This window comes from Catenuloplanes indicus (assembly GCF_030813715.1).
Lineage (GTDB): Bacteria > Actinomycetota > Actinomycetes > Mycobacteriales > Micromonosporaceae > Catenuloplanes > Catenuloplanes indicus.
Map to the genome: position 1 here is coordinate 4255199 of NZ_JAUSUZ010000001.1, position 22286 is coordinate 4277484.

At 67.7% G+C, this 22286-nt stretch carries 24 protein-coding genes; all 24 read right to left on the reverse strand.

Features of this window, described 5'->3' with window-relative positions:
• Positions 1 to 10: 10 nt before the first annotated feature.
• The gene (gene rpsH, locus J2S42_RS19075) at positions 11 to 418 is read right to left on the reverse strand and encodes a 30S ribosomal protein S8 (RefSeq protein WP_307241044.1); all 408 of its coding nucleotides are present in this window, start codon (positions 416 to 418) and stop codon (positions 11 to 13) included.
• A 103-nt stretch (positions 419 to 521) separates the two neighbouring features.
• A complete protein-coding gene (locus J2S42_RS19080; protein WP_033342853.1) occupies positions 522 to 707 on the reverse strand; it encodes a type Z 30S ribosomal protein S14 in 186 nt (61 codons plus the stop codon).
• A gap of 7 nt (positions 708 to 714) precedes the next feature.
• Complete coding sequence (gene rplE, locus J2S42_RS19085; protein WP_307241047.1) at positions 715 to 1284, reverse strand: 50S ribosomal protein L5; 570 nt, start codon at positions 1282 to 1284, stop codon at positions 715 to 717.
• On the reverse strand, positions 1284 to 1604 hold the full coding sequence (gene rplX / locus J2S42_RS19090) for a 50S ribosomal protein L24 (protein ID WP_306837755.1): 321 nt from the start codon (positions 1602 to 1604) through the stop codon (positions 1284 to 1286). The genes rplE and rplX overlap by 1 nt, the downstream gene beginning before the upstream one ends.
• Entirely contained in the window at positions 1601 to 1969 is a 369-nt protein-coding gene (gene rplN, locus J2S42_RS19095; protein ID WP_007465279.1) for a 50S ribosomal protein L14, read from the reverse strand. The genes rplX and rplN overlap by 4 nt, the downstream gene beginning before the upstream one ends.
• Positions 1970 to 2099: 130 nt before the next feature.
• Entirely contained in the window at positions 2100 to 2375 is a 276-nt protein-coding gene (gene rpsQ / locus J2S42_RS19100; RefSeq protein ID WP_306837748.1) for a 30S ribosomal protein S17, read from the reverse strand.
• On the reverse strand, positions 2375 to 2608 hold the full coding sequence (gene rpmC, locus J2S42_RS19105) for a 50S ribosomal protein L29 (RefSeq protein WP_306837746.1): 234 nt from the start codon (positions 2606 to 2608) through the stop codon (positions 2375 to 2377). Before rpmC ends, rpsQ begins: the two co-directional genes overlap by 1 nt.
• Complete coding sequence (gene rplP / locus J2S42_RS19110; protein ID WP_306837743.1) at positions 2608 to 3033, reverse strand: 50S ribosomal protein L16; 426 nt, start codon at positions 3031 to 3033, stop codon at positions 2608 to 2610. Before rplP ends, rpmC begins: the two co-directional genes overlap by 1 nt.
• Positions 3034 to 3036: 3 nt before the next feature.
• Complete coding sequence (rpsC, locus tag J2S42_RS19115) at positions 3037 to 3900, reverse strand: 30S ribosomal protein S3 (RefSeq protein WP_306837741.1); 864 nt, start codon at positions 3898 to 3900, stop codon at positions 3037 to 3039.
• Positions 3900 to 4352 carry a 50S ribosomal protein L22 gene (rplV, locus tag J2S42_RS19120; protein WP_035086821.1) on the reverse strand — a complete coding sequence of 151 codons (453 nt, stop codon included), beginning with the start codon at positions 4350 to 4352 and terminating at the stop codon, positions 3900 to 3902. The genes rpsC and rplV overlap by 1 nt, the downstream gene beginning before the upstream one ends.
• A gap of 38 nt (positions 4353 to 4390) precedes the next feature.
• A complete protein-coding gene (gene rpsS / locus J2S42_RS19125; protein WP_007465299.1) occupies positions 4391 to 4672 on the reverse strand; it encodes a 30S ribosomal protein S19 in 282 nt (93 codons plus the stop codon).
• 27 nt (positions 4673 to 4699) lie between these two features.
• A complete protein-coding gene (gene rplB / locus J2S42_RS19130; RefSeq protein ID WP_307241049.1) occupies positions 4700 to 5539 on the reverse strand; it encodes a 50S ribosomal protein L2 in 840 nt (279 codons plus the stop codon).
• A gap of 12 nt (positions 5540 to 5551) precedes the next feature.
• On the reverse strand, positions 5552 to 5854 hold the full coding sequence (rplW, locus tag J2S42_RS19135; RefSeq protein ID WP_306837735.1) for a 50S ribosomal protein L23: 303 nt from the start codon (positions 5852 to 5854) through the stop codon (positions 5552 to 5554).
• Positions 5851 to 6495, reverse strand: coding sequence for a 50S ribosomal protein L4 (gene rplD, locus J2S42_RS19140; protein WP_307241051.1), 645 nt, complete (start codon positions 6493 to 6495; stop codon positions 5851 to 5853). The genes rplW and rplD overlap by 4 nt, the downstream gene beginning before the upstream one ends.
• Entirely contained in the window at positions 6492 to 7154 is a 663-nt protein-coding gene (rplC, locus tag J2S42_RS19145; protein ID WP_307241054.1) for a 50S ribosomal protein L3, read from the reverse strand. The genes rplD and rplC overlap by 4 nt, the downstream gene beginning before the upstream one ends.
• Positions 7155 to 7167: 13 nt before the next feature.
• A complete protein-coding gene (gene rpsJ / locus J2S42_RS19150) occupies positions 7168 to 7476 on the reverse strand; it encodes a 30S ribosomal protein S10 (protein ID WP_007073037.1) in 309 nt (102 codons plus the stop codon).
• A gap of 399 nt (positions 7477 to 7875) precedes the next feature.
• The gene (tuf, locus tag J2S42_RS19155; RefSeq protein ID WP_307241055.1) at positions 7876 to 9069 is read right to left on the reverse strand and encodes an elongation factor Tu; all 1194 of its coding nucleotides are present in this window, start codon (positions 9067 to 9069) and stop codon (positions 7876 to 7878) included.
• A 181-nt stretch (positions 9070 to 9250) separates the two neighbouring features.
• A complete protein-coding gene (gene fusA, locus J2S42_RS19160; RefSeq protein ID WP_307241057.1) occupies positions 9251 to 11347 on the reverse strand; it encodes an elongation factor G in 2097 nt (698 codons plus the stop codon).
• A gap of 124 nt (positions 11348 to 11471) precedes the next feature.
• Entirely contained in the window at positions 11472 to 11942 is a 471-nt protein-coding gene (gene rpsG / locus J2S42_RS19165) for a 30S ribosomal protein S7 (RefSeq protein WP_307241059.1), read from the reverse strand.
• A gap of 1 nt (position 11943) precedes the next feature.
• Complete coding sequence (rpsL, locus tag J2S42_RS19170) at positions 11944 to 12318, reverse strand: 30S ribosomal protein S12 (protein WP_033342866.1); 375 nt, start codon at positions 12316 to 12318, stop codon at positions 11944 to 11946.
• 563 nt (positions 12319 to 12881) lie between these two features.
• The gene (locus J2S42_RS19175) at positions 12882 to 13421 is read right to left on the reverse strand and encodes a hypothetical protein (RefSeq protein WP_307241061.1); all 540 of its coding nucleotides are present in this window, start codon (positions 13419 to 13421) and stop codon (positions 12882 to 12884) included.
• Positions 13422 to 14295: 874 nt separating this feature from the next.
• On the reverse strand, positions 14296 to 14649 hold the full coding sequence (locus tag J2S42_RS19180; RefSeq protein WP_307241063.1) for a hypothetical protein: 354 nt from the start codon (positions 14647 to 14649) through the stop codon (positions 14296 to 14298).
• A gap of 90 nt (positions 14650 to 14739) precedes the next feature.
• Positions 14740 to 18630 (reverse strand): DNA-directed RNA polymerase subunit beta', encoded by a 3891-nt coding sequence (locus J2S42_RS19185; RefSeq protein WP_307241065.1) that lies wholly within the window; start codon positions 18628 to 18630, stop codon positions 14740 to 14742.
• Positions 18631 to 18717: 87 nt separating this feature from the next.
• On the reverse strand, positions 18718 to 22149 hold the full coding sequence (gene rpoB / locus J2S42_RS19190) for a DNA-directed RNA polymerase subunit beta (RefSeq protein ID WP_307241067.1): 3432 nt from the start codon (positions 22147 to 22149) through the stop codon (positions 18718 to 18720).
• Positions 22150 to 22286 lie beyond the last annotated feature (137 nt).

Sequence of the window (22286 nt, forward strand, 5' to 3'; positions counted from 1 at the left end):
GAGCTCTTCCTCACCAGACGTAGGCGAGGACTTCCCCGCCCACCCCTCGCTTGCGGGCCTGCCGGTCGGTGAGCAGCCCCTGGGACGTCGAGATGATCGCCACGCCGAGGCCGCCGAGCACGCGCGGCAGCTCCGGGGACTTGGCGTACACCCGCAGACCGGGCTTGGACACCCGGCGGATGCCGGCGAGGCTGCGCTCGCGGCTCGAGCCGTACTTCAGCTCGACCACCAGCTTCTTGCCGACGACGTCCTCTTCCGGGTCCTCGACCGACCAGCTGGCGATGTAACCCTCGGCCTTGAGGACCTCGGCGATGTTCGCCTTGATCTTCGAGTAGGGCATCGCCACCCGGTCGTGATACGCCTGGTTGGCGTTACGCAGACGCGTGAGCATGTCTGCGATCGGGTCAGTCATGGTCATTGGTTTGTCAGCCTTTCTCGCCGGGGTTCCCAGGCGACGTGCCGGGGCCTACGGCGAAGAGGTGCCACTGTCTTCTCTGTGAAAAGCGCAGCGTGGCGGATGGTTACCAGGAAGCCTTCGACACACCGGGCAGCTCGCCGCGGTGGGCCATCTCCCGGATGCAGACGCGGCACAGACCGAACTTGCGGTAGACGGCCTTCGGCCGGCCGCACCGCTGGCAACGGGTGTACGCGCGCACCGCGAACTTGGGCTTCGCGGCCGCCTTCAGGATCAGCGCCTTCTTGGCCATGTCTCGCTCACTGCTCCTTGAACGGGAAGCCCAGGAGCTTCAGCAGCGCCCGGCCCTCATCGTCGGTCTTCGCCGAGGTCACCACGGTGATGTCCATGCCCCGGGTACGGTCGATCCGGTCCTGGTCGATCTCGTGGAACACCGACTGCTCGGTCAGACCGAACGTGTAGTTGCCGTTGCCGTCGAGCTTGCGCCCGTCGAGACCGCGGAAGTCGCGGATACGCGGGAGCGCGATCGACAGCAGCCGGTCCAGGAACTCCCACATCCGGTCGCCGCGAAGGGTGACCTTCGCGCCGATCGGCATGCCCTCGCGCAGCTTGAACTGCGCGATGGACTTGCGGGCCCGGCGGACCAGCGGCTTCTGACCGGTGATGGTGGCCAGATCACGCACAGCACCGTCGATGAGCTTGGCGTCACGCGCGGCCTCACCGACACCCATGTTGACCACGATCTTCACCAGACCGGGGACCTGCATGGCGTTCGAGTACTCGTACTGCTCACGCAGCTGCGCGATGATCTCGTTGCGGTACCGCGCCTTGAGGCGCGGCAGCGTCTTGGTTTCGGTAGCTGCCGTCATCACAGTTCCTTACCGCTGCGGCGCGAGATACGGATCTTGGTGCCGTTCTCGTCGATCCGGTAGCCCACCCGGGTCCGGTTGCCGTCGGAGTCGACCACCATCACGTTCGAGACGTGAATGGGAGCCTCCTGCGTCACGATGCCACCGGTCTTGGCGCCACGCTGGGTGGTCTGGATGCGCTGGTGCTTCTTGACTCGGTTCACGCCCTCGACCAGGACCTTGTCCAGGCGGGGGTAGGCCGCGATGACCTTACCCCGAACGCCCTTGTCCTTCCCGGCGATGACCTCGACCGTGTCGCCCTTCTTGACCTTCACGGTCACAACACCTCCGGGGCGAGCGAAATGATCTTCATGAACCGCTTGTCCCGCAGCTCGCGGCCCACCGGGCCGAAGATACGGGTGCCACGGGGGTCACCGCCGTCCTTGATGATCACGGCGGCGTTCTCGTCGAAGCGGATGTACGACCCGTCGGGCCGGCGCCGCTCCTTCGCGGTACGGACGACGACCGCCTTGACGACGTCGCCCTTCTTGACACCGGCGCCCGGGATCGCGTCCTTGACGGTGGCCACGATGACGTCGCCGATGCTCGCGTAGCGCCGACCCGAGCCGCCGAGCACCCGGATGCACAGGATCTCCCTGGCACCCGTGTTGTCGGCGACACGCAGTCGCGACTCCTGCTGGATCACGTCTATCTCCTATGTCTGCCAGTTCTCCGCCCGGGAGGGGGCGGAGCTTGGCGGAACCTGGTCCGCGCTAGGCGCGGGCTGATTTCCCGCACCGACACGTGCCGGGGCCGAAGCCCCGGAACCTGTCGGGCTACTTCGCCTTCTCGAGGATCTCGACGATCCGCCACCGCTTGGTGGCGGACAGCGGCCGGGTCTCCATCAGGGAGACGCGGTCGCCGACGCCGGCGGCGTTCTGCTCGTCGTGCACCTTCAGCTTGCGGGTACGACGGATGACCTTGCCGTACAGCGCGTGCTTGACCCGGTCCTCGACCTCGACGACGACGGTCTTGTCCATCTTGTCGCTCACGACAAGGCCCTCACGGACCTTGCGCTGGCGGCGAGCGGCCGTGGCGTTCTCTTCACTCATCACGCAGTCACCTCAGACGGCGCGGACGAGAGACCGAGCTCCCGCTCACGCAGAATCGTGTAGATCCGGGCAATCTCCCGGCGGACGACAGGCAGCCGCCGGTTGTTGTCGAGCTGCCCCGTGGCGCCCTGCACTCGGAGGTTGAACAGCTCCGCCTTGGCCTCCTTGAGCTTCGCGGTCAGCTCCTCATCGGAGAGCTCACGGAACTCGGTGGCCTTGGTACCGGCTGCCATCACGCCTCACCCACTTCGCGCTTCACGATGCGGCACTTCATCGGCAGCTTGTGAATCGCGCGGCGCATCGCCTCACGCGCGATCGCCTCGTTCGGGAAGGACATCTCGAACAGGACGCGGCCCGGCTTGATGTTCGCGACCCACCACTCGGGCGAGCCCTTACCGGAACCCATGCGGGTCTCAGCCGGCTTCTTGGTCAGCGCCTGGTCCGGGAAGACCGTGATCCAGACCTTACCGCCACGCTTGATGTGGCGGGTCATCGCGATACGGGCCGACTCGATCTGCCGGTTGGTGACGTAGGCCGGCTCCAGAGCCTGGATACCGAACTCACCGAACACCACTCGGTTGCCGCCCTTACTCGCACCGTGACGGTCCGGGTGGTGCGGCTTGCGGAAGCCCTTCGGGGGCTTGCGCGGGATCAGCATGTGTCAGCCCTCCTGCTGCGTTTCTGCGACAGCCGGCGCGGCCGCGACGGCCGCGTTGCTGACGGACTCACCGGTCGGCGTGTCCGACTGCTGCTGCGCGGCAGCCGCCGCGCGCCCGGCCTCGGTGCCGCCCGCGGTGGTGCCGGACGAACCGGACCGGCCACGACGCGGCCGCTCGGGCCGGTCGCCACGCTCACGGCGCGGACGGGACGGGGCCGTGTCCTGCGGAGCCTCGCGGCCCGGCACGGCGTCACCCTTGTAGATCCACACCTTCACGCCGATCCGGCCGAAGGTGGTACGGGCCTCGAAGAAGCCGTACTCGATGTTGGCCCGCAGCGTGTGCAGCGGGACGCGACCCTCACGGTAGAACTCCGTGCGGCTCATCTCGGCGCCGCCGAGGCGGCCCGAGACCTGCACCCGGATGCCCTTGCAGACCGGGTTCTTCATCGCGGACTGCATCGCCTTGCGCATGGCACGACGGAAGCTGACCCGGCTGGAGAGCTGCTCGGCAACGCCCTGGGCGACCAGCTGCGCGTCCGACTCGGGGTTCTTGACCTCGAGGATGTTCAGCTGCACCTGCTTGCCGGTGAGCTTCTCCAGCTCGCCACGGATCCGGTCCGCCTCCGCGCCCTTACGGCCGATGACGATGCCCGGACGGGCGGTGTGGATGTCGACGCGGACCCGGTCCCGGGTGCGCTCGATGTCCACCTTGGAGATGCCGGCGCGCTCCAGGCCCCGGGACATCATCCGGCGGATCTTGACATCCTCGCCGATGTAGTCCTTGTAGAGCTTGTCCGCGAACCAGCGGGACTTCCAGTCGGTCGAGATGCCGAGTCGGAACCCGTGCGGGTGAACCTTCTGACCCATTACTCGGCCGCCTCCGTCTCGTTCTTGGGCTGCTCGGCCGCGGGAGCGGCCTTCTTGGCAGCGGCCTTCTTGGCCGGCCGCGCCTTCGGCGCCACAGCCTCGACGGCGATCGTGATGTGGCAGGTGCGCTTGCGGATGCGGTAAGCCCGACCCTGAGCGCGCGGCCGGAACCGCTTGAGCGTCGGGCCCTCGTCCACAAACGCCTCGGCGACCAGCAGCGCGTCAGGATCCAGCCGCTCGTTGTTCTCAGCGTTCGCGATCGCGCTGGCCAGCACCTTGTAGACCGGCTCGCTCGCCGACTGCGGTGCGAACTGCAGCACCGTGAGTGCCTCCTTCGCGGGCAGACCACGAACGAGGTCGACCACCCGACGCGCCTTCATCGGCGAGACGCGCACGTGCCGCGCCACCGCCCGCGCGCCCGGCAGCACCGGAGCGTCGCCTTTTCCTGGCATCGCTGTAACCCCTTGATCCTCTAATCCGTGACTTCTGCTCAGCGCCGGCGGCTCTTGCGGTCGTCCTTCTCGTGACCCTTGAACGTGCGGGTCAGAGCGAACTCACCGAGCTTGTGGCCGACCATCGCCTCGGTGACGAACACCGGGACGTGCTTGCGCCCGTCGTGCACGGCGATCGTGTGCCCGAGCATCTCGGGGATGATCGTCGAGCGACGCGACCAGGTCTTGATGACGTTCTTGGAGCCCTTGTCGTTCTGGACTTCCACCTTCTTGAGCAGGTGGTCGTCGACGAACGGGCCCTTCTTCAGGCTGCGAGGCATGTCAGTTCTCCAGTCCAGCTGTCTCTATCAGCCGCGCTTGCGGGTCGCGTAGCGGCGGCGGACGATCAGCTTGTCGCTCGCCTGGCCCTTGCGGCGGGTACGGCCCTCGGGCTTACCAGCCGGGTTGACCGGGTGGCGACCACCGGAGGTCTTGCCCTCACCACCACCGTGCGGGTGGTCGACCGGGTTCATGGCGACACCACGGACGGTCGGGCGCTTGCCCTTCCACCGCATACGGCCGGCCTTGCCCCAGTTGATGTTCGACTGGTCGGCGTTGCCGATCTCGCCGACGGTGGCGCGGCAGCGCACGTCGACGCGCCGGATCTCACCGGACGGCATACGCAGCGTCGCGTACTGGTCCTCGCGGCCCAGCAGCTGGATGCCGACGCCGGCCGAGCGGGCCAGCTTGGCACCGCCGCCCGGGCGCAGCTCCACCGCGTGCACCTGAGTGCCCACCGGGATGTTGCGCAGCGGCAGGTTGTTGCCGGGCTTGATGTCGGCGCCGACGCCGGCCTCGACCTTGTCGCCCTGCTTCAGGTCCTTCGGAGCGAGGATGTAGCGCTTCTCGCCGTCCAGGTAGTGCAGCAGCGCGATCCGGGCGGTGCGGTTCGGGTCGTACTCGATGTGCGCGACCTTGGCCGGGATGCCGTCCTTGTCCGCCCGCTTGAAGTCGATCAGGCGGTACTGACGCTTGTGGCCACCACCCTGGTGACGGGTCGTGATCCGGCCGTGCGCGTTGCGGCCACCCTTCTTGGGCAGCGGCACGAGCAGCGACTTCTCCGGGGTGGAGCGCGTGATCTCGGCGAAGTCCGCGACGGAGCCACCACGGCGGCCCGGCGTCGTCGGCTTGTACTTACGAATAGGCATGTCCTACACCCCTCAGCTGACCGGGCCGCCGAAGGCCTCGATGCGGTCGCCGTCGGCCAGCTTGACCAGAGCGCGCTTCGTAGCCTTGCGCTGGCCGAAACCGGTCCGCGTCCGCTTCCGCTTGCCCTCGCGGTTCGCAGTGTTCACGGTCAGTACGCGCACGTTGAAGATCTGCTGGATAGCGATCTTGATGGCGGTCTTGTTCGCGTCCGGGTGGACCAGGAACGTGTACCAGTTCTGGTCGAGAACGCTGTAGCTCTTCTCGGAGACCACCGGCGCGATGATGATGTCGCGCGGGTCCGCGATGGTGGTCACTTGTCGCCCTCCTCGGCCTTGCCGGCGCCCGTGAACTCGTCGTAGGCGTCCTTGGTGAAGATCACCGCGGAGGAGTTCAACACGTCGTACGTGTTGAGCTGCCCGACCTCGAGCAGGTGCACGGTCGGCTCGTTGCGCAGCGAGAGCCAGTTCAGCTCGTCCACGCCGGTCAGCACGACCAGGACCTTGGTCTCCTCGGTGACCTTGCGCAGCGTCGCCAGCGCGGCCTTCGTCGACGGCGTCTCGCCGGAGACGAACGCCTCGACCACGAACACCGCGTTGTCGCGGGCCCGGTCCGAGAGGGCGCCCCGCAGCGCGGCGGCCTTCATCTTCTTCGGGGTCCGCTGCGAGTAGTCGCGCGGCACGGGGCCGTGCACGACGCCACCGCCGGCGAACTGCGGCGCACGGGTCGAGCCCTGACGGGCGCGGCCGGTGCCCTTCTGCTTGTACGGCTTCTTGCCGCCGCCGGAGACCTCACCGCGGGTCTTCGCCTTGTGCGTGCCCTGCCGGGCGGCCGCCAGCTGAGCCACCACGACCTGGTGCATCAGCGGGATGTTGGCCTGCACGTCGAAGATCGCCGCGGGCAGCTCGACGGAGCCGGCCTTCGCGCCCTCGGTGTTCAGCACGTCAACGGAGCTCACTTGGCAGCACCCTTCTTGACGGGGGCCTTCGCCGCGGAGCGAACCAGGATCAGCGCGCCCTTGGGGCCGGGAATGGCACCGCGGACGAGCAGCAGGTTGTTCTCCACGTCGACCGCCTGAACGGTCAGGTTCTGCACGGTGTAGCGCGCGCTGCCCATCCGGCCCGCCATGCGGACGCCCTTGAACACGCGACCGGGGGTCGCGCAGGCGCCGATCGAGCCCGGGGAGCGGTGCTTGCGCTCGACACCGTGGCTCGCGCGGAGGCCGTGGAAGCCGTGCCGCTTCATGACACCGGCGAAGCCCTTGCCCTTGGTCCGGCCGGTCACGTCGACCGGGGAACCCACCGGGAACGAGTCGACGGTGACCTCCTGGCCGAGCGAGTACTCGCTGGCGTCGGTCGTCCGCAGCTCGACGATGTGGCGACGCGGCGCGACATCGGCCTTGGCGAAGTGCCCGGCCCGCGGCTTGTTGGCCTTGCGGGGGTCGATCGCACCGAACGCCAGCTGGATCGCGGAGTAGCCGTCCGTGTCAGCGGTGCGGACCTGGGTCACGACGCACGGGCCGGCCTGCACCACGGTCACCGGGACAACCTTGTTGTTGTCCCAGACCTGGGTCATGCCGAGCTTGGCGCCCAGGATGCCCTTCACTTGCCTGTCCATGAGTTCGCAGTCCCTACAGCTTGATCTCGATGTCGACGCCGGCCGGCAGGTCGAGACGCATGAGCGAGTCGACCGTCTTCGGAGTCGGGTCGATGATGTCGATCAGACGCTTGTGCGTACGCATCTCGAAGTGCTCGCGCGAGTCCTTGTACTTGTGCGGCGAACGGATCACGCAGAAACGGTTGATCTCCGTGGGCAGCGGCACCGGGCCCGCGACCTGCGCCCCGGTGCGCGTCACCGTCTCGACGATCTTCCGCGCCGAGGAATCGACGACCTCGTGGTCGTAGGCCTTGAGCCGGATGCGGATCTTCTGTCCCGCCATGGTGGCTTCTGTTTCCTTCTCTCGATGCCGCTACCTGCCGAGTAGAACTCCTCGGCATGCCCCCGGATCAGACTCGGCCGGGTGTTTCACCGGCCGGATTTGACCCGGGGCACAGGGCCCTCGACCCTGTGCTGTCCGACCCCCGCGGTCGGGCGTGTCGCGTTTTAACTTCACGCCCCGCCCCGGAATCCGGAGCAGATTGCCCGTCAGCCCTCGGTGAGGACTTCGTCCGCCGGGATCGGGGCGCCCTGGGCGATCAACCAACTATTCATTGATCAACAAACCCCAGACGCCGGGCGAGGGCGACCGGACATGACACATCCAGCCGCCCCGCGCGGACGCAACCTGACTAGTATGCCGTATTACCGAACGGCAACGCTAATCGGGGTACCTGTTTACTTACTTGATGATCTTCGTGACCGTGCCGGCGCCGACGGTGCGGCCACCCTCACGGATCGCGAACTTCAGGCCCTGCTCCATGGCGATGGGCTGGATCAGCTTGACCGCCATCGAGGTGGAGTCGCCCGGCATGACCATCTCGGTGCCCTCGGGGAGGGTCACGACGCCGGTCACGTCGGTGGTCCGGAAGTAGAACTGCGGACGGTAGTTCTGGAAGAACGGCGTGTGCCGGCCACCCTCCTCCTTGGAGAGGATGTAGACCTGGCCCTCGAACTCCGTGTGCGGAGTCGTGGTGCCCGGCTTGATGACGACCATGCCGCGCTCGACGTCCTCGCGCTTGATGCCGCGGAGGAGCAGACCGACGTTCTCGCCGGCACGCGCCTCGTCCAGCACCTTGCGGAACATCTCGATACCGGTGCAGATCGTCTTGGTCGACTTCTCGCGGATGCCGACGATCTCCACCTCCTCGTTCGGCTTGAGGATACCGCGCTCGGCGCGGCCGGTGACGACCGTTCCACGACCGGTGATCGTGAAGACGTCCTCGATCGGCATGAGGAACGGCTTCTCGGTCTCACGGTCCGGCTGCGGGATCGCGGTGTCGACCGCGTCCATCAGCTCGAGCAGCTTGCCGGTCCACTCCGGGTCGCCCTCCAGCGCCTTGAGCGCCGAGACACGCACGACCGGCAGGTCGTCGCCCGGGAACTCGTAGGTGCTGAGCAGCTCGCGAACCTCGAGCTCAACGAGCTCCAGGAGCTCCTCGTCGTCGACCATGTCGCTCTTGTTGAGCGCCACGACGATGTACGGAACGCCGACCTGGCGGGCCAGGAGCACGTGCTCCTTGGTCTGCGGCATCGGGCCGTCGGTCGCCGCGACCACCAGGATCGCGCCGTCCATCTGCGCGGCACCGGTGATCATGTTCTTGATGTAGTCCGCGTGGCCGGGGCAGTCGACGTGGGCGTAGTGCCGCTTGTCGGTCTGGTACTCGACGTGCGCGATGGAGATCGTGATACCGCGGGCCTTCTCCTCCGGCGCCTTGTCGATCTCGTCGAACGGCGTGTAGGGGTTCAGGTCCGGGTACTTGTCGTGCAGGACCTTGGTGATGGCCGCAGTCAGCGTCGTCTTACCGTGGTCGATGTGACCAATGGTGCCGATGTTGACGTGCGGCTTAGTCCGCTCGAACTTCGCCTTCGCCACTGGGTCCTCCTGTGGACTGTCTGGTTCGTTTGCGCACGGCGCCGGCTGGGGCGCCGCGAACATTGTCGACTGTGCGCCACGGGCCGGATTGGCATCCGGCCCGTGACACTGCGGTCTTTGAGGCCGCTTCGGCCGTCAGGCCAGGTCTCACACAGCCCGCCGAGACGGGCCCGGGGTGGAATTACTCCCCGGTCGCCTTGGCGATGATCTCCTTGGCCACGGACGCGGGGACCTCGGCGTAGGAGTCGAACTGCATGCTGTAGCTCGCCCGGCCCTGGGTCTTCGACCGCAGGTCGCCGACGTAGCCGAACATCTCCGACAGCGGCACCTGAGCGCGGACGACGCGAGCGCCACTCCGCTCCTCCATGGCCTGGATGATGCCGCGGCGGGAGTTGAGGTCACCGATGACGTCACCCATGTTCTCCTCAGGAGTGGTGACCTCAACGGCCATCATCGGCTCGAGCAGCGCCGGGTCGGCCTTGCGGGCCGCCTCCTTCAGCGCCATCGAGCCGGCGATCTTGAACGCCATCTCGGACGAGTCGACCTCGTGGTACTGGCCGTCGACCAGCGTCAGCTTGACGCCGACCAGCGGGTAGCCAGCGAGGATGCCGTACTGCATGGCGTCCTGTGCACCGGCGTCGACCGAAGGGATGAACTCCTTCGGGATGCGACCACCGGTGACCGCGTTCACGAACTCGTACGTCGCGGCGTCGTTGTCCAGCGGCAGCGGCTCAAGGCTGACGATGACGCGGGCGTACTGACCCGAACCACCGGTCTGCTTCTTGTGCGTGAACTCGACCTTCTCCACCTTGCGGCGGATGGTCTCGCGGTACGCCACCTGCGGCTTGCCGACGTTCGCCTCGACGTTGAACTCACGGCGCATGCGGTCCACCAGGATGTCCAGGTGGAGCTCGCCCATGCCGGAGATGACCGTCTGGCCCGTCTCCTCGTCGTTGCGGACGCGGAAGGTCGGGTCCTCCTCGGCCAGGCGCTGGATCGCGGTGCCCAGCTTCTCCTGGTCCGACTTGGTCTTCGGCTCGATCGCCACCGAGATGACCGGCTCCGGGAACGTCATCGACTCGAGGATGACCGGGTTCGCCGGGTCGGACAGCGTGTCACCGGTGGTGGTCTGCTTCAGACCCTGGACCGCGATGATGTCACCGGCCTGCGCCTGGGGGCGCTCCTCACGCTTGTTCGCGTGCATCTGGTAGATCTTGCCGATCCGCTCCTTGCGGTCCTTGGTGGAGTTGACCACCTGAGAACCGGAGTCGAGCGTGCCGGAGTAGACCCGCACGTAGGTGAGCTTGCCCAGGTGCTTGTCCGTCTGGATCTTGAAAGCCAGGCCGGAGAAGGGCTCGTCGTTCGACGGCTTGCGGAACAGCGGCGTCTCGCCGTCGGTCTTGGTGCCCTCGATGGCCGGGATGTCCAGCGGCGACGGCAGGTAGTCCACCACGGCGTCGAGCATGGGCTGGACGCCCTTGTTCTTGAACGCCGAACCGGTGAGCACCGGGTTCGCCTTGCCGGCGATCGTGGCGCGGCGGATGCCGGCCTTGATCTCCTCGATCGAGAGCTCCTCGCCCTCCAGGTACTTCTCCATGATCTCGTCATCGTTCTCGGCGAGCGTCTCGAGAAGCAGCGAGCGCCAGGTCTCGGCGTCCGCCTGGAGGTCCGCCGGGATCTCCTCGATCGCGTAGTCCTCACCCTTCTGGGTCTCACCACGCCAGGTGAGAGCCTTCATGGTGATGAGGTCCACGACACCGATGAAGTCCGACTCGTTGCCGATCGGAATCTGCAGGACCAGGGTGGTGGCGTTGAGCCGGTCCTTCATCATCTGCACGCAGCGGTAGAAGTCCGCGCCGGTCCGGTCGAGCTTGTTGACGAAGCACATACGCGGGACGTTGTACTTGTCGGCCTGCCGCCAGACATTCTCGGTCTGCGGCTCTACGCCGGCGACGCCGTCGTAGACCGCCACCGCGCCGTCCAGCACGCGCAGCGACCGCTCGACCTCGACCGTGAAGTCGACGTGGCCGGGCGTGTCGATGATCTGGATCGTGTGGCCCTTCCACTCGCACTTCGTGGCGGCGGAGGTGATGGTGATGCCACGCTCCTGCTCCTGCTCCATCCAGTCCATGGTGGCCGCGCCATCGTGGACCTCACCGATCTTGTACGTGATACCGGTGTAGAACAGGATTCGCTCAGTAGTCGTGGTCTTACCGGCATCGATGTGCGCCATGATGCCGATGTTGCGTACGTTGGCGAGCGCGTCTGCGGCGGCCACTGTAATCCCTACTTCGTCGTCTCGTCGGGTTGCTGAATCACCCGGCAGGCACCGGATGAGGGTTGCGCCGGGTAATCCAGCGGTGTGCCCGGCGGCCGGCCGAGACCGGCGCCGGGCGGCTGGATTACCAGCGGTAGTGCGCGAAGGCCTTGTTGGACTCGGCCATCTTGTGCGTGTCCTCGCGCCGCTTGACGGCGGCACCGAGGCCATTGCTCGCGTCGAGCAGCTCGTTCTGCAGCCGCTCGATCATGGTCTTCTCGCGACGGGCCTTGGAGTACGTGGTCAGCCAGCGCAGGCCCAGCGTCAGAGCGCGGGACGGGCGGACCTCGACCGGCACCTGGTAGGTCGCGCCACCGACACGGCGGCTGCGGACCTCGAGGGTCGGCTTGACGTTGTCCATGGCGCGCTTGAGCGTCACGACCGGGTCAGTGCCGGTCTTCTCCCGGCAGCCCTCGAGGGCGCCGTAGACGATGCGCTCGGCGAGCGCGCGCTTGCCGTCCATCAGGATCTTGTTCACCAGCTGGGTGACCAGCGGCGAGTTGTAAACCGGGTCCGGCGTCAGCGGCCGACGGGGAGCGGGGCCCTTACGCGGCATGTCAGCTCTTCTCCTTCTTCGCGCCGTAGCGGCTGCGCGCCTGCTTGCGGTTACGCACACCCTGGGTGTCGAGCGAACCGCGGATGATCTTGTAGCGAACGCCCGGCAGGTCCTTCACGCGACCGCCACGCACGAGCACGATCGAGTGCTCCTGCAGGTTGTGACCCACACCCGGGATGTACGCGGTCACCTCGATCTGGCTGCTGAGCTTGACACGAGCGACCTTGCGCAGCGCCGAGTTGGGCTTCTTCGGGGTGGTGGTGTAGACGCGCGTGCAGACTCCGCGACGCTGGGGACTCCCCTTCAGCGCCGGCGTCTTGGTCTTACTCGTCTTCGCCTGGCGGCCCTTGCGGACCAGCTGCTGGATCGTGGGCACCGGGTACTCCGCTCCCTGTCCTGTCCGGGCCCGTGGGCCCGTTAACTTCCGTGGCGGCCGCCCTTGTGGCGACCGGACCGTCTGTCTTACCTACCCGGCTGCGCCGGTCTTGCCTCTTGCTGCCGATCGGGGGGCCTGCTGGGAGTAGGCCTCTCGACCCCCGCGGTCGGGCGTGTCGCCCGGCGCTACGGTCGCGCGGTGAAGACTCGCGCTGGTCTGCCATTGTCGTGGTGCGCATCGCTCATCCGGACTCTGAAATCCGGACCGAACGGCGCACGCACAAGTTGCCCGGGCTAGCCCGGGCACGAAGGGAAAGAGTACCCACCGTGAGGGCGCTGGTCAAAACCGGACGGTAAGGAGAGCTATCTCCCCACTACACGACTCCCAACGGATCTCCGGCTTCGGACCTCACACCCGGCGATCCGGCACCGGGAAACCCGGGATCCAGAACTCCTGATGCTGACACCTTCAGCGACGAACCACTCTGCAAAGCCAAGTGTACCCGGTCCCCAGGGACGCCATTCACTGACTCCCTACATGCCGACGGGCCGCCGGGCAAGTACCTACGACAGGCTCAGCACCACCACGATCAGCAGGGAGAGCAGCGCCACCACGGCCCCGCCACCGCCGAGCGACAGGCCGGCGATCGCCAGCCCGCGGCCGCTGAACCGGATCGACGACGCCTCGGCCGGCCGGCGCACCTGCCGCAGCGCGCCGGTGCCCTGCACCACCGCTCCGACGCCCGCGATCACCGCCAGCAACGCGAACGCACCGGCGACCAGGCCGCCCCAGCCACCCTGCGCGCCGAGCAGCCCGAAGCACGCCACGGCGAACGACACCAGCAGCGCCGCACTCCCGGTGATCAGCGACCCGATCGCGAGCCCGGACACCACCGCGGGCACCTCCAGGTGCACCACCGCGAACGGCGTCTCCGGCACCGGCTCCACCCGCTCCGCGTTCCCCCAGCCCTCCCGCGGCGGCGGCGGAAACCCGTGCAGACCCGTCCGGGGGTACGCCGCGGCCCGCGGCCCGGCCGGCAGCGGCGCACCGGCCATCGCGTACCCCGGGTGCGCCATCACCGCGACCAGCTGCTGCGCCGGCACCGCCGGATATCCCGGGTACGCCGCCGGCGGCGGGCCACCCGGCCCGGGGTGGGCCACCGGCTGCCCGGGGTAACCAGAACCGGCCTGCCCCGGATACGCCGCCGGCTGCCCGGGATACCCGGAACCGAGCGCCACCGGATTCGCCGCCGGCTGGCCGGAATACCCGGAGCCGGGCGCTACCGGATACGCCGCAGGTTGCCCGTAATACCCAGGACCGGCCTGCCCCGGATGCCCGTAGCCCGGATACATCTGCTCGCCGAACGACTGCGCCGGATACCCCTGGCCGGCATGCGGCTGCCCGGAATATGCCTGGGCCCACGAGGCCTGCCCCGGATACGGCTGCCCCGGATACGGCTGCCCCGGATACGGCTGCCCGGGATACGGCTGAGCCGGGGACGCCGACCCGGGATAGGGCTGCCCCGGATACGGCGGATGACCGGGATAGGCCGCGGGGCGCACCGGTCCCGGCGCCGCGTGTGGCGGCATTCCCGCTCCCGGTCCGTTGACGAGCGGCCCGGCTCCCACAGTGGACGGCCCCGGCTGCGCGGCCGCCGCCCCGGAAGCTGCCGGGGTAGGCGCCGGAACCTCCGTGACCGCCGGCCCTGGCTCGGCCGCACCCGCCGGCTCGGCCGCACGCGGCGGCTCGGCCGCATGCACCGGCTCGGGCGCGGACAGCGGCTCGGCCGCGGACGGCGGATCGGGCGCGCGCGACGGCTCGGATCCGGCCGCCGGTCGTTGCCACACGGAATCGGGGTGCCCGCCCTGCGGCTGTTCGGTCACGCCTGTGTTCTCCTCCCACTGTCCCCGCGGCCTCGCGGGGCCTCGCGTGCGTCGAGGGCGTCCGCCGAGCATGGCACAGCGGAGCACGCCCGTGTCAGTCGATGCCGGGCGCGAAGTCCTGCAGCGGTGCGTTGGCGTAGTTGAAGATTCCGACGACCAGCGCCAGCACCAGCGCGCAGGCCGCGAGCGTGATCCCGGACCAGGCGAGCACGGTGCCGCGGCGGATCCACGCGGCCCCGGTCAGGTAACCGCCGGACGCGTACGCCTCGCGCTCCGCCTGCCGGGCCAGCAGCAGCGCGATCGTGGCCGGCACCAGGCCGCCGACCAGCGGCCCGGCGAGGAACGCGATCAGCCCGAGCGCGAATACGGCCGGCGCCTTGGTGGACCGCACCGGCTCCGGATCGAGCGGATGCCGCCCCGGCCCGACCACCGCCTGAGGAAAGCTCATGCACCCATCATCCCTCGCGAAACACCGGAGGCGGGGACGCATCCCGCGTCCCCGCCTCCGGCGGTGGTTCAGAAAACTAGATCAAGCAGCTCAGCGGTACGACCCGAAGTCGAAGTCGTCGAGCGGCACGGCCTGCCCGCTGGCCGGCCCGAAACCGTAGTCGGTCTCCGGGTACCCGGTCATCGAGTAGACCTTGGCCTTCGCCTCCTCGGTCGGCTCGACCCGGACGTTGCGGTACTTGGAGATACCGGTACCGGCCGGGATGAGCTTACCGATGATCACGTTCTCCTTCAGGCCCACGAGCGAGTCGCTGCGCGAGTTGATCGCCGCGTCGGTGAGGACGCGGGTCGTCTCCTGGAAGGAGGCCGCCGACAACCACGAGTCCGTGGCCAGCGACGCCTTCGTGATGCCCATGAGCTGGGGACGGCCGGCGGCCGGCTCCCCGCCCTCGGCGACCAGGCGGCGGTTCTCCGACTCGAAGAGCGCGCGGTCGACCAGCAGGCCCGGCAGGAACTCGGTGGAGCCCGAGTCGATGACGGTGACCCGCTTGAGCATCTGGCGAATGATGATCTCGATGTGCTTGTCGTGGATCAGCACACCCTGCGAGCGGTAGACCTCCTGGACCTCCTGGGTCAGGTGGACCTGGACCGCGCGCGGGCCGAGGATGCGGAGCAGCTCGTGCGGGTCGATGGTGCCCTCGGTGAGCTTCTCGCCGACCTGCACGTGCTCGCCGTCCTGGCGACGGAGCTTGGCGCGCTTCGAGATCTTGTCGTACACGATCTCGTCGCTGCCGTCGTCCGGCACCACAATGATCTTGCGAACCCGCTCGCCGTCCTCGATCCGGACGCGTCCGGGAGTGTCTGCGATCGGCGCCTTGCCCTTGGGCACGCGCGCCTCGAAGATCTCCTGGACACGCGGCAGACCCTGGGTGATGTCCTCACCCGCGACACCACCGGTGTGGAAGGTACGCATCGTCAGCTGCGTACCCGGCTCACCGATGGACTGGGCCGCGATGATGCCGACCGCCTCGCCGACGTCCACGGTCTTACCGGTCGGCAGCGAACGGCCGTAGCACGCCGCGCAGACGCCCAGCTTCGACTCGCAGGTCAGCACGGACCGGACCCGGACGTTCTCGACGCCGGCCGCGTGCAGCTTGTCGACCAGGATCGAGTTGATGTCGGTGCCGCGCTCCGCGACCACCTGGCCGTCCGGCCCGGTGATCGTGTCGGCCAGCGTCCGCGCGTGCACACCGGTCTCGGCGTGCTCGTGGATCTGGAGCACACCGGCCGCGTCCCGCTCGAGCACCTGCATCGGGATCGCGCGCTCGGTGCCGCAGTCCTCCTCACGGATGATCACGTCCTGCGACACGTCCACCAGACGACGGGTCAGGTAACCCGAGTCGGCGGTACGCAGCGCGGTGTCCGCGAGACCCTTGCGGGCACCGTGCGTGGAGATGAAGTACTCCAGCACGGACAGACCCTCCCGGTACGAGGCCTTGATCGGCCGCGGGATGATCTCGCCCTTCGGGTTGGCCACCAGACCACGGATCGCCGCGATCTGACGGAGCTGCAGCAGGTTACCGCGAGCACCCGAGTTGATCATGACCCAGAGCGGGTTGTTCTGCGGCAGCGCGGTGTCCATCTCCTTGGCGACCTCGTTGGTCGCCTTGGTCCAGATCTCGATCAGCTCGCCGCGGCGCTCCTCGGCCGTCATCAGACCGCGCTGGTACTGCTTGTCGATCTGCGCGGCCTCCTTCTCGTACCGCTCGAGGATCGCCGGCTTGCCGGGCGGCGCGACGACGTCGCCCATACCGATGGTCACGCCGGACCAGGTCGCCCAGTGGAAACCGGACTCCTTCAGGGCGTCCAGCGTCGCCGCCAGCGTCACCTTCGGGAAGCGCTCCGCGAGGTCGTTGACGATCGCGGAGAGCTGACCCTTGCGAATCTCGTAGTTGACGTAGCGGTACCCGACCGGCAGCGTCTCGTTGAAGAGCACGCGGCCCAGCGTGGTGTCGACCAGCAGCTGCTGACCCGGCTCCCAGCCCTCCGGCGCGTCCCACTTCTCGCCCTTGGCGCCGTTGTCGACGCTGACCACGTCCCGCAGCCGGATCTTGACCGGGGCACCGAGGGCCAGCTCGCCGTTGTCGAACGCCATCCGCGCCTCGGCGTCCGAGCTGAACACCCGGCCCGCACCCTTGCCCTCGGGCTTGAGGTGGGTCAGGTGGTACAGGCCGATGACCATGTCCTGGGTCGGCATGGTGACCGGCTTGCCGTCGGACGGCTTGAGGATGTTGTTCGAGGACAGCATCAGGATCCGCGCCTCGGCCTGGGCCTCGGCGGACAGCGGCACGTGCACCGCCATCTGGTCGCCGTCGAAGTCCGCGTTGAACGCGGTGCAGACGAGCGGGTGGATCTGGATGGCCTTGCCCTCGACCAGCCGCGGCTCGAAGGCCTGGATGCCGAGACGGTGCAGCGTCGGCGCACGGTTCAGCAGAACCGGGTGCTCCGTGATGACCTCGTCCAGCACGTCCCACACGACCGGGCGCTGACGCTCGACCATGCGCTTGGCCGACTTGATGTTCTGCGCGTGGTTCAGGTCGACCAGGCGCTTCATCACGAACGGCTTGAACAGCTCCAGCGCCATCATGCGAGGCAGGCCGCACTGGTGCAGCTTGAGCTGCGGGCCCACCACGATGACGGAACGGCCGGAGTAGTCCACGCGCTTGCCGAGCAGGTTCTGACGGAACCGGCCCTGCTTGCCCTTGAGCATGTCGGACAGCGACTTCAGCGGGCGGTTACCCGGGCCGGTGACCGGCCGGCCGCGGCGGCCGTTGTCGAACAGCGCGTCGACGGCCTCCTGCAGCATCCGCTTCTCGTTGTTGACGATGATCTCCGGGGCGCCCAGGTCGATCAGGCGCTTGAGCCGGTTGTTCCGGTTGATCACGCGGCGGTACAGGTCGTTCAGGTCGGAGGTCGCGAAGCGGCCACCGTCCAGCTGCACCATCGGGCGCAGGTCCGGCGGGATGACCGGGACGCAGTCCAGGACCATGCCGAGCGGCGAGTTCCGGGTGTTCAGGAACGCCGCCACGACCTTGAGCCGCTTGAGCGCACGGATCTTCCGCTGGCCCTTGCCGGACCGGATGATCTCGCGGAGGTTCTCCGCCTCGGCGTCGAGGTCGAGACCCTCCAGCAGCGCCTTGATCGCCTCGGCGCCCATGCCGCCGGTGAAGTAGTCACCGAAGCGGTCACGGAGCTCGCGGTACAGCAGCTCGTCCGTGACCAGCTGCTTCTTGTCCAGCTTGCGGAAGGTGTCGAGCACCTCGTCAAGCCGGTCGATCTCACGCTGCGCGCGGTCGCGGATCTGGCGCATCTCGCGCTCGCCGGACTCCTTGACCTTGCGGCGCACGTCGGCCTTCGCGCCCTCGGCCTCCAGCTCGGCGAGGTCCTGCTCCAGCTTGGCGGCGCGCTTCTCGATCTCCGAGTCGCGGCTGTTCTCCGACTGGCGCTTCTCCGCGAAGATCTCGTTCTCGATCGTCGAGAGGTCGCGGTGGCGAGCCTCGGTGTCGACGCTCGTCACGACGTACGACGCGAAGTAAATGATCTTTTCGAGGTCCTTCGGCGCCAGGTCCAGCAGGTAGCCGAGCCGGCTCGGGACGCCCTTGAAGTACCAGATGTGGGTCACCGAGGCGGCGAGCTCGATGTGGCCCATCCGCTCACGGCGGACCTTGGAGCGGGTCACCTCGACGCCGCAGCGCTCACAGATGATGCCCTTGAACCGGACCCGCTTGTACTTGCCGCAGTAGCACTCCCAGTCCCGCTGCGGACCGAAGATCTTCTCGCAGAAGAGTCCGTCCTTCTCGGGCTTCAGGGTGCGGTAGTTGATCGTCTCAGGCTTCTTGACCTCACCGTGCGACCACTGCCGGATGTCGTCGGCGGTGGCCAGCCCGATGCGGAGCTCGTCGAAGAAGTTGACGTCGAGCACGTTATATATCCCTCGTGTCGTGTCTTTAAGGCTAGTTGGGCTCCGGGGCAGGTGAGGGGCGGGCGGACCCGCCCCTCACCTGGAACCTCAGACTTCTTCGACGCTGCTCGGCTCGCGCCGGGACAGGTCGATACCCAGCTCCTCCGCGGCCCGGAAGACCTCGTCGTCCGTCTCGCGCATCTCAAGAGCAACGCCGTCGCTGGAGAGCACCTCGACGTTCAGGCACAGCGACTGCAGCTCCTTGAGGAGCACCTTGAAGGACTCCGGGATACCCGGCTCCGGAATGTTCTCGCCCTTGACGATGGCCTCGTACACCTTCACGCGGCCCAGAACGTCGTCGGACTTGATCGTCAGCAGCTCCTGCAGCGCGTAGGCGGCGCCGTAGGCCTGCATGGCCCAGCACTCCATCTCGCCGAAACGCTGACCACCGAACTGCGCCTTACCACCCAGCGGCTGCTGCGTGATCATCGAGTACGGACCGGTCGAGCGAGCGTGGATCTTGTCGTCGACCAGGTGGTTCAGCTTCAGGATGTAGACGTACCCGACCGAGATGGCGTCCGGGATCGGCTCACCCGAGCGGCCGTCGAACAGCTTCGCCTTGCCGGAGCTGCCGATCAGCTGCGTGCCGTCGCGGTTCGGCAGCGTGCTCGCGAGGAGACCGTGAATCTCGTCCTCCCGCGCGCCGTCGAAGACCGGCGTCGCCACGTTCGTGTTCGGCTCGCTGGTGTGCGCGTTGATCGAGCGGAGCTGGCGCTTCCACTCCTCGTCGTCACCCTCGACGTTCCACCCGGTCTTGGCCACCCAACCGAGGTGGGTCTCCAGGACCTGGCCGATGTTCATTCGCGAGGGCACACCCAGCGGGTTGAGCACGATGTCGACCGGCGTGCCGTCCTCCAGGAACGGCATGTCCTCGACCGGCAGGATCTTGGAGATGACGCCCTTGTTGCCGTGCCGGCCCGCGAGCTTGTCACCGTCCTGGATCTTGCGCTTCTGGGCCACGTACACCCGGACCAGCTCGTTCACGCCCGGGGGCAGCTCGTCGCCGTCCTCACGCGAGAACGTCCGGACGCCGATGACCGTGCCGGTCTCGCCGTGCGGCACCTTCAGCGAGGTGTCCCGGACCTCCCGGGCCTTCTCACCGAAGATCGCGCGGAGCAGCCGCTCCTCCGGGGTCAGCTCGGTCTCGCCCTTCGGCGTGACCTTGCCGACCAGGATGTCGCCGGGGACGACCTCGGCGCCGATCCGGATGATGCCCCGCTCGTCCAGGTCCGCCAGCATTTCCTCGCTGACGTTCGGGATGTCGCGGGTGATCTCCTCCGGGCCGAGCTTGGTGTCCCGCGCGTCGACCTCGTGCTCCTCGATGTGGATCGAGGTGAGCACGTCCTGCTGCACGAGGCGCTGCGACAGGATGATCGCGTCCTCGTAGTTGTGGCCCTCCCAGGTCATGAACGCGACCAGGAGGTTCCGGCCGAGGGCCATCTCGCCCTCGTCGGTGCACGGACCGTCCGCGATGACCTGGCCGGCCTCGACCCGGTCACCCTCGAACACGGTCGGCTTCTGGTTGACGCAGGAGCCGGCGTTCGAGCGGCGGAACTTGTGCAGCAGGTAGGTACGACGGTGACCGTCGTCCTGGTGGACCGTGATGTAGTCGGCGCAGAGGTCCTCGACCAGACCGCCGACCTCGGCCACCACCACGTCACCGGCGTCGACCGCGGCACGGTACTCCATGCCGGTGCCGACCAGCGGGGCCTCCGCCTTGACCAGCGGCACGGCCTGACGCTGCATGTTCGCGCCCATGAGCGCGCGGTTCGCGTCGTCGTGCTCGAGGAACGGGATCATCGCGGTGGCGACCGAGGTCATCTGCCGCGGCGAGACGTCCATGTAGTCGACGGACGTGCCGGGCACGAAGTCGACCTCACCGCCCTTACGGCGGACCAGGACCCGCTCCTCCGCGAAGGTGCCGTCGCTCGACAGCGGCGCGTTTGCCTGCGCCTTGACGAACCGGTCCTCCTCGTCGGCGGTCAGGTAGTCGATCTCGTCGGTGACCCGGCCGTCGACCACCTTCCGGTACGGCGTCTCGATGAAGCCGAACGGGTTGACCCGCGCGAACGTCGAGAGCGCACCGATCAGGCCGATGTTCGGGCCTTCCGGCGTCTCGATCGGGCACATCCGGCCGTAGTGGGACGGGTGCACGTCACGGACCTCGAAGCCGGCCCGCTCCCGGGACAGACCACCCGGGCCCAGCGCGGAGAGGCGCCGGCGGTGGGTCAGACCCGCCAGGGGGTTGGTCTGGTCCATGAACTGGGACAGCTGCGACGTACCGAAGAACTCCTTGATCGCCGCCACGACGGGACGGATGTTGATCAGGGTCTGCGGCGTGATCGCCTCGACGTCCTGCGTGGTCATCCGCTCGCGGACGACGCGCTCCATCCGGGACAGGCCCACGCGGACCTGGTTCTGGATGAGCTCGCCGACCGTACGCAGACGACGGTTGCCGAAGTGGTCGATGTCGTCGGCCTCGTAGCCCTCCTCACCCGCGTGCAGGCGAGCGAGGTATTCCACGGTGGCGACGATGTCGTCCTCGGTCAGCACGCCCGTGGTGATCGGGACGTCGATCTCGAGCTTCTTGTTGAACTTGTAACGGCCGACCTTTGCCACGTCGTACCTCTTCGGGTTGAAGAAGAGGTTGTCGAGCAGGGTCTGCGCGTTCTCCCGGGTCGGCGGCTCGCCGGGACGGAGCTTGCGGTAGATGTCGAGCAGGGCCTCGTCCTGCCCGGCGATGTGGTCCTTCTCCAGCGTCGTCATGAGCAGCTCGGACCAGCCGAACTTCTCGCGGATCTGGTCGGCGGACCACCCGATCGCCTTGAGCAGAACCGTGACGGCCTGCCGGCGCTTGCGGTCGATGCGGACACCGACGGTGTCGCGCTTGTCGATGTCGAACTCCAGCCAGGCACCCCGACTCGGGATCACCTTGACGCTGGAGAGATCGCGGTCGGACGTCTTGTCCGGCTGCTTGTCGAAGTAGACGCCGGGCGAGCGGACCAGCTGGCTGACCACGACGCGCTCGGTGCCGTTGATGATGAACGTGCCCTTGGGGGTCATCATCGGGAAGTCACCCATGAACACCGTCTGGCTCTTGATCTCGCCAGTGGTGTTGTTGGTGAACTCCGCGGTCACGAACAGCGGGGCACAGTAGGTCAGGTCCTTCTCCTTGCACTCCTCGATCGAGGCCTTGACCTCGTCGAAGCGCGGTGCGGAGAAGGAGAGGGACATGGTGCCGGAGAAGTCCTCGATGGGACTGATCTCGTCGAGAATCTCCGCAAGGCCCGAACGTGCGTTCGGGTCGTCAGCCGATCGGTTCTGCCAAGCGTCGTTGCCGACAAGCCAGTCAAAGGACTCGTTCTGGATTGCCAGGAGGTTCGGGACCTCAAGATGCTCGGTGATCCTGCCGAAGGAGATTCGGCGGGGAGCGAATGCGCTCGACGTACGACTGGTCTTCGCAGGGCGGGAAGCTGCCAAGATGCGTCCTTCCGAGGACCGGTGCTGCAAAACGGCCGTTATGCGCGCACCCCAACTGACCCCGCATGGGCGGAATGACCGGTCTGAGCATTCCAGGGCAGGGCTGTAGTGAGAAGGCAGCGCAAACTAGCAGTGTA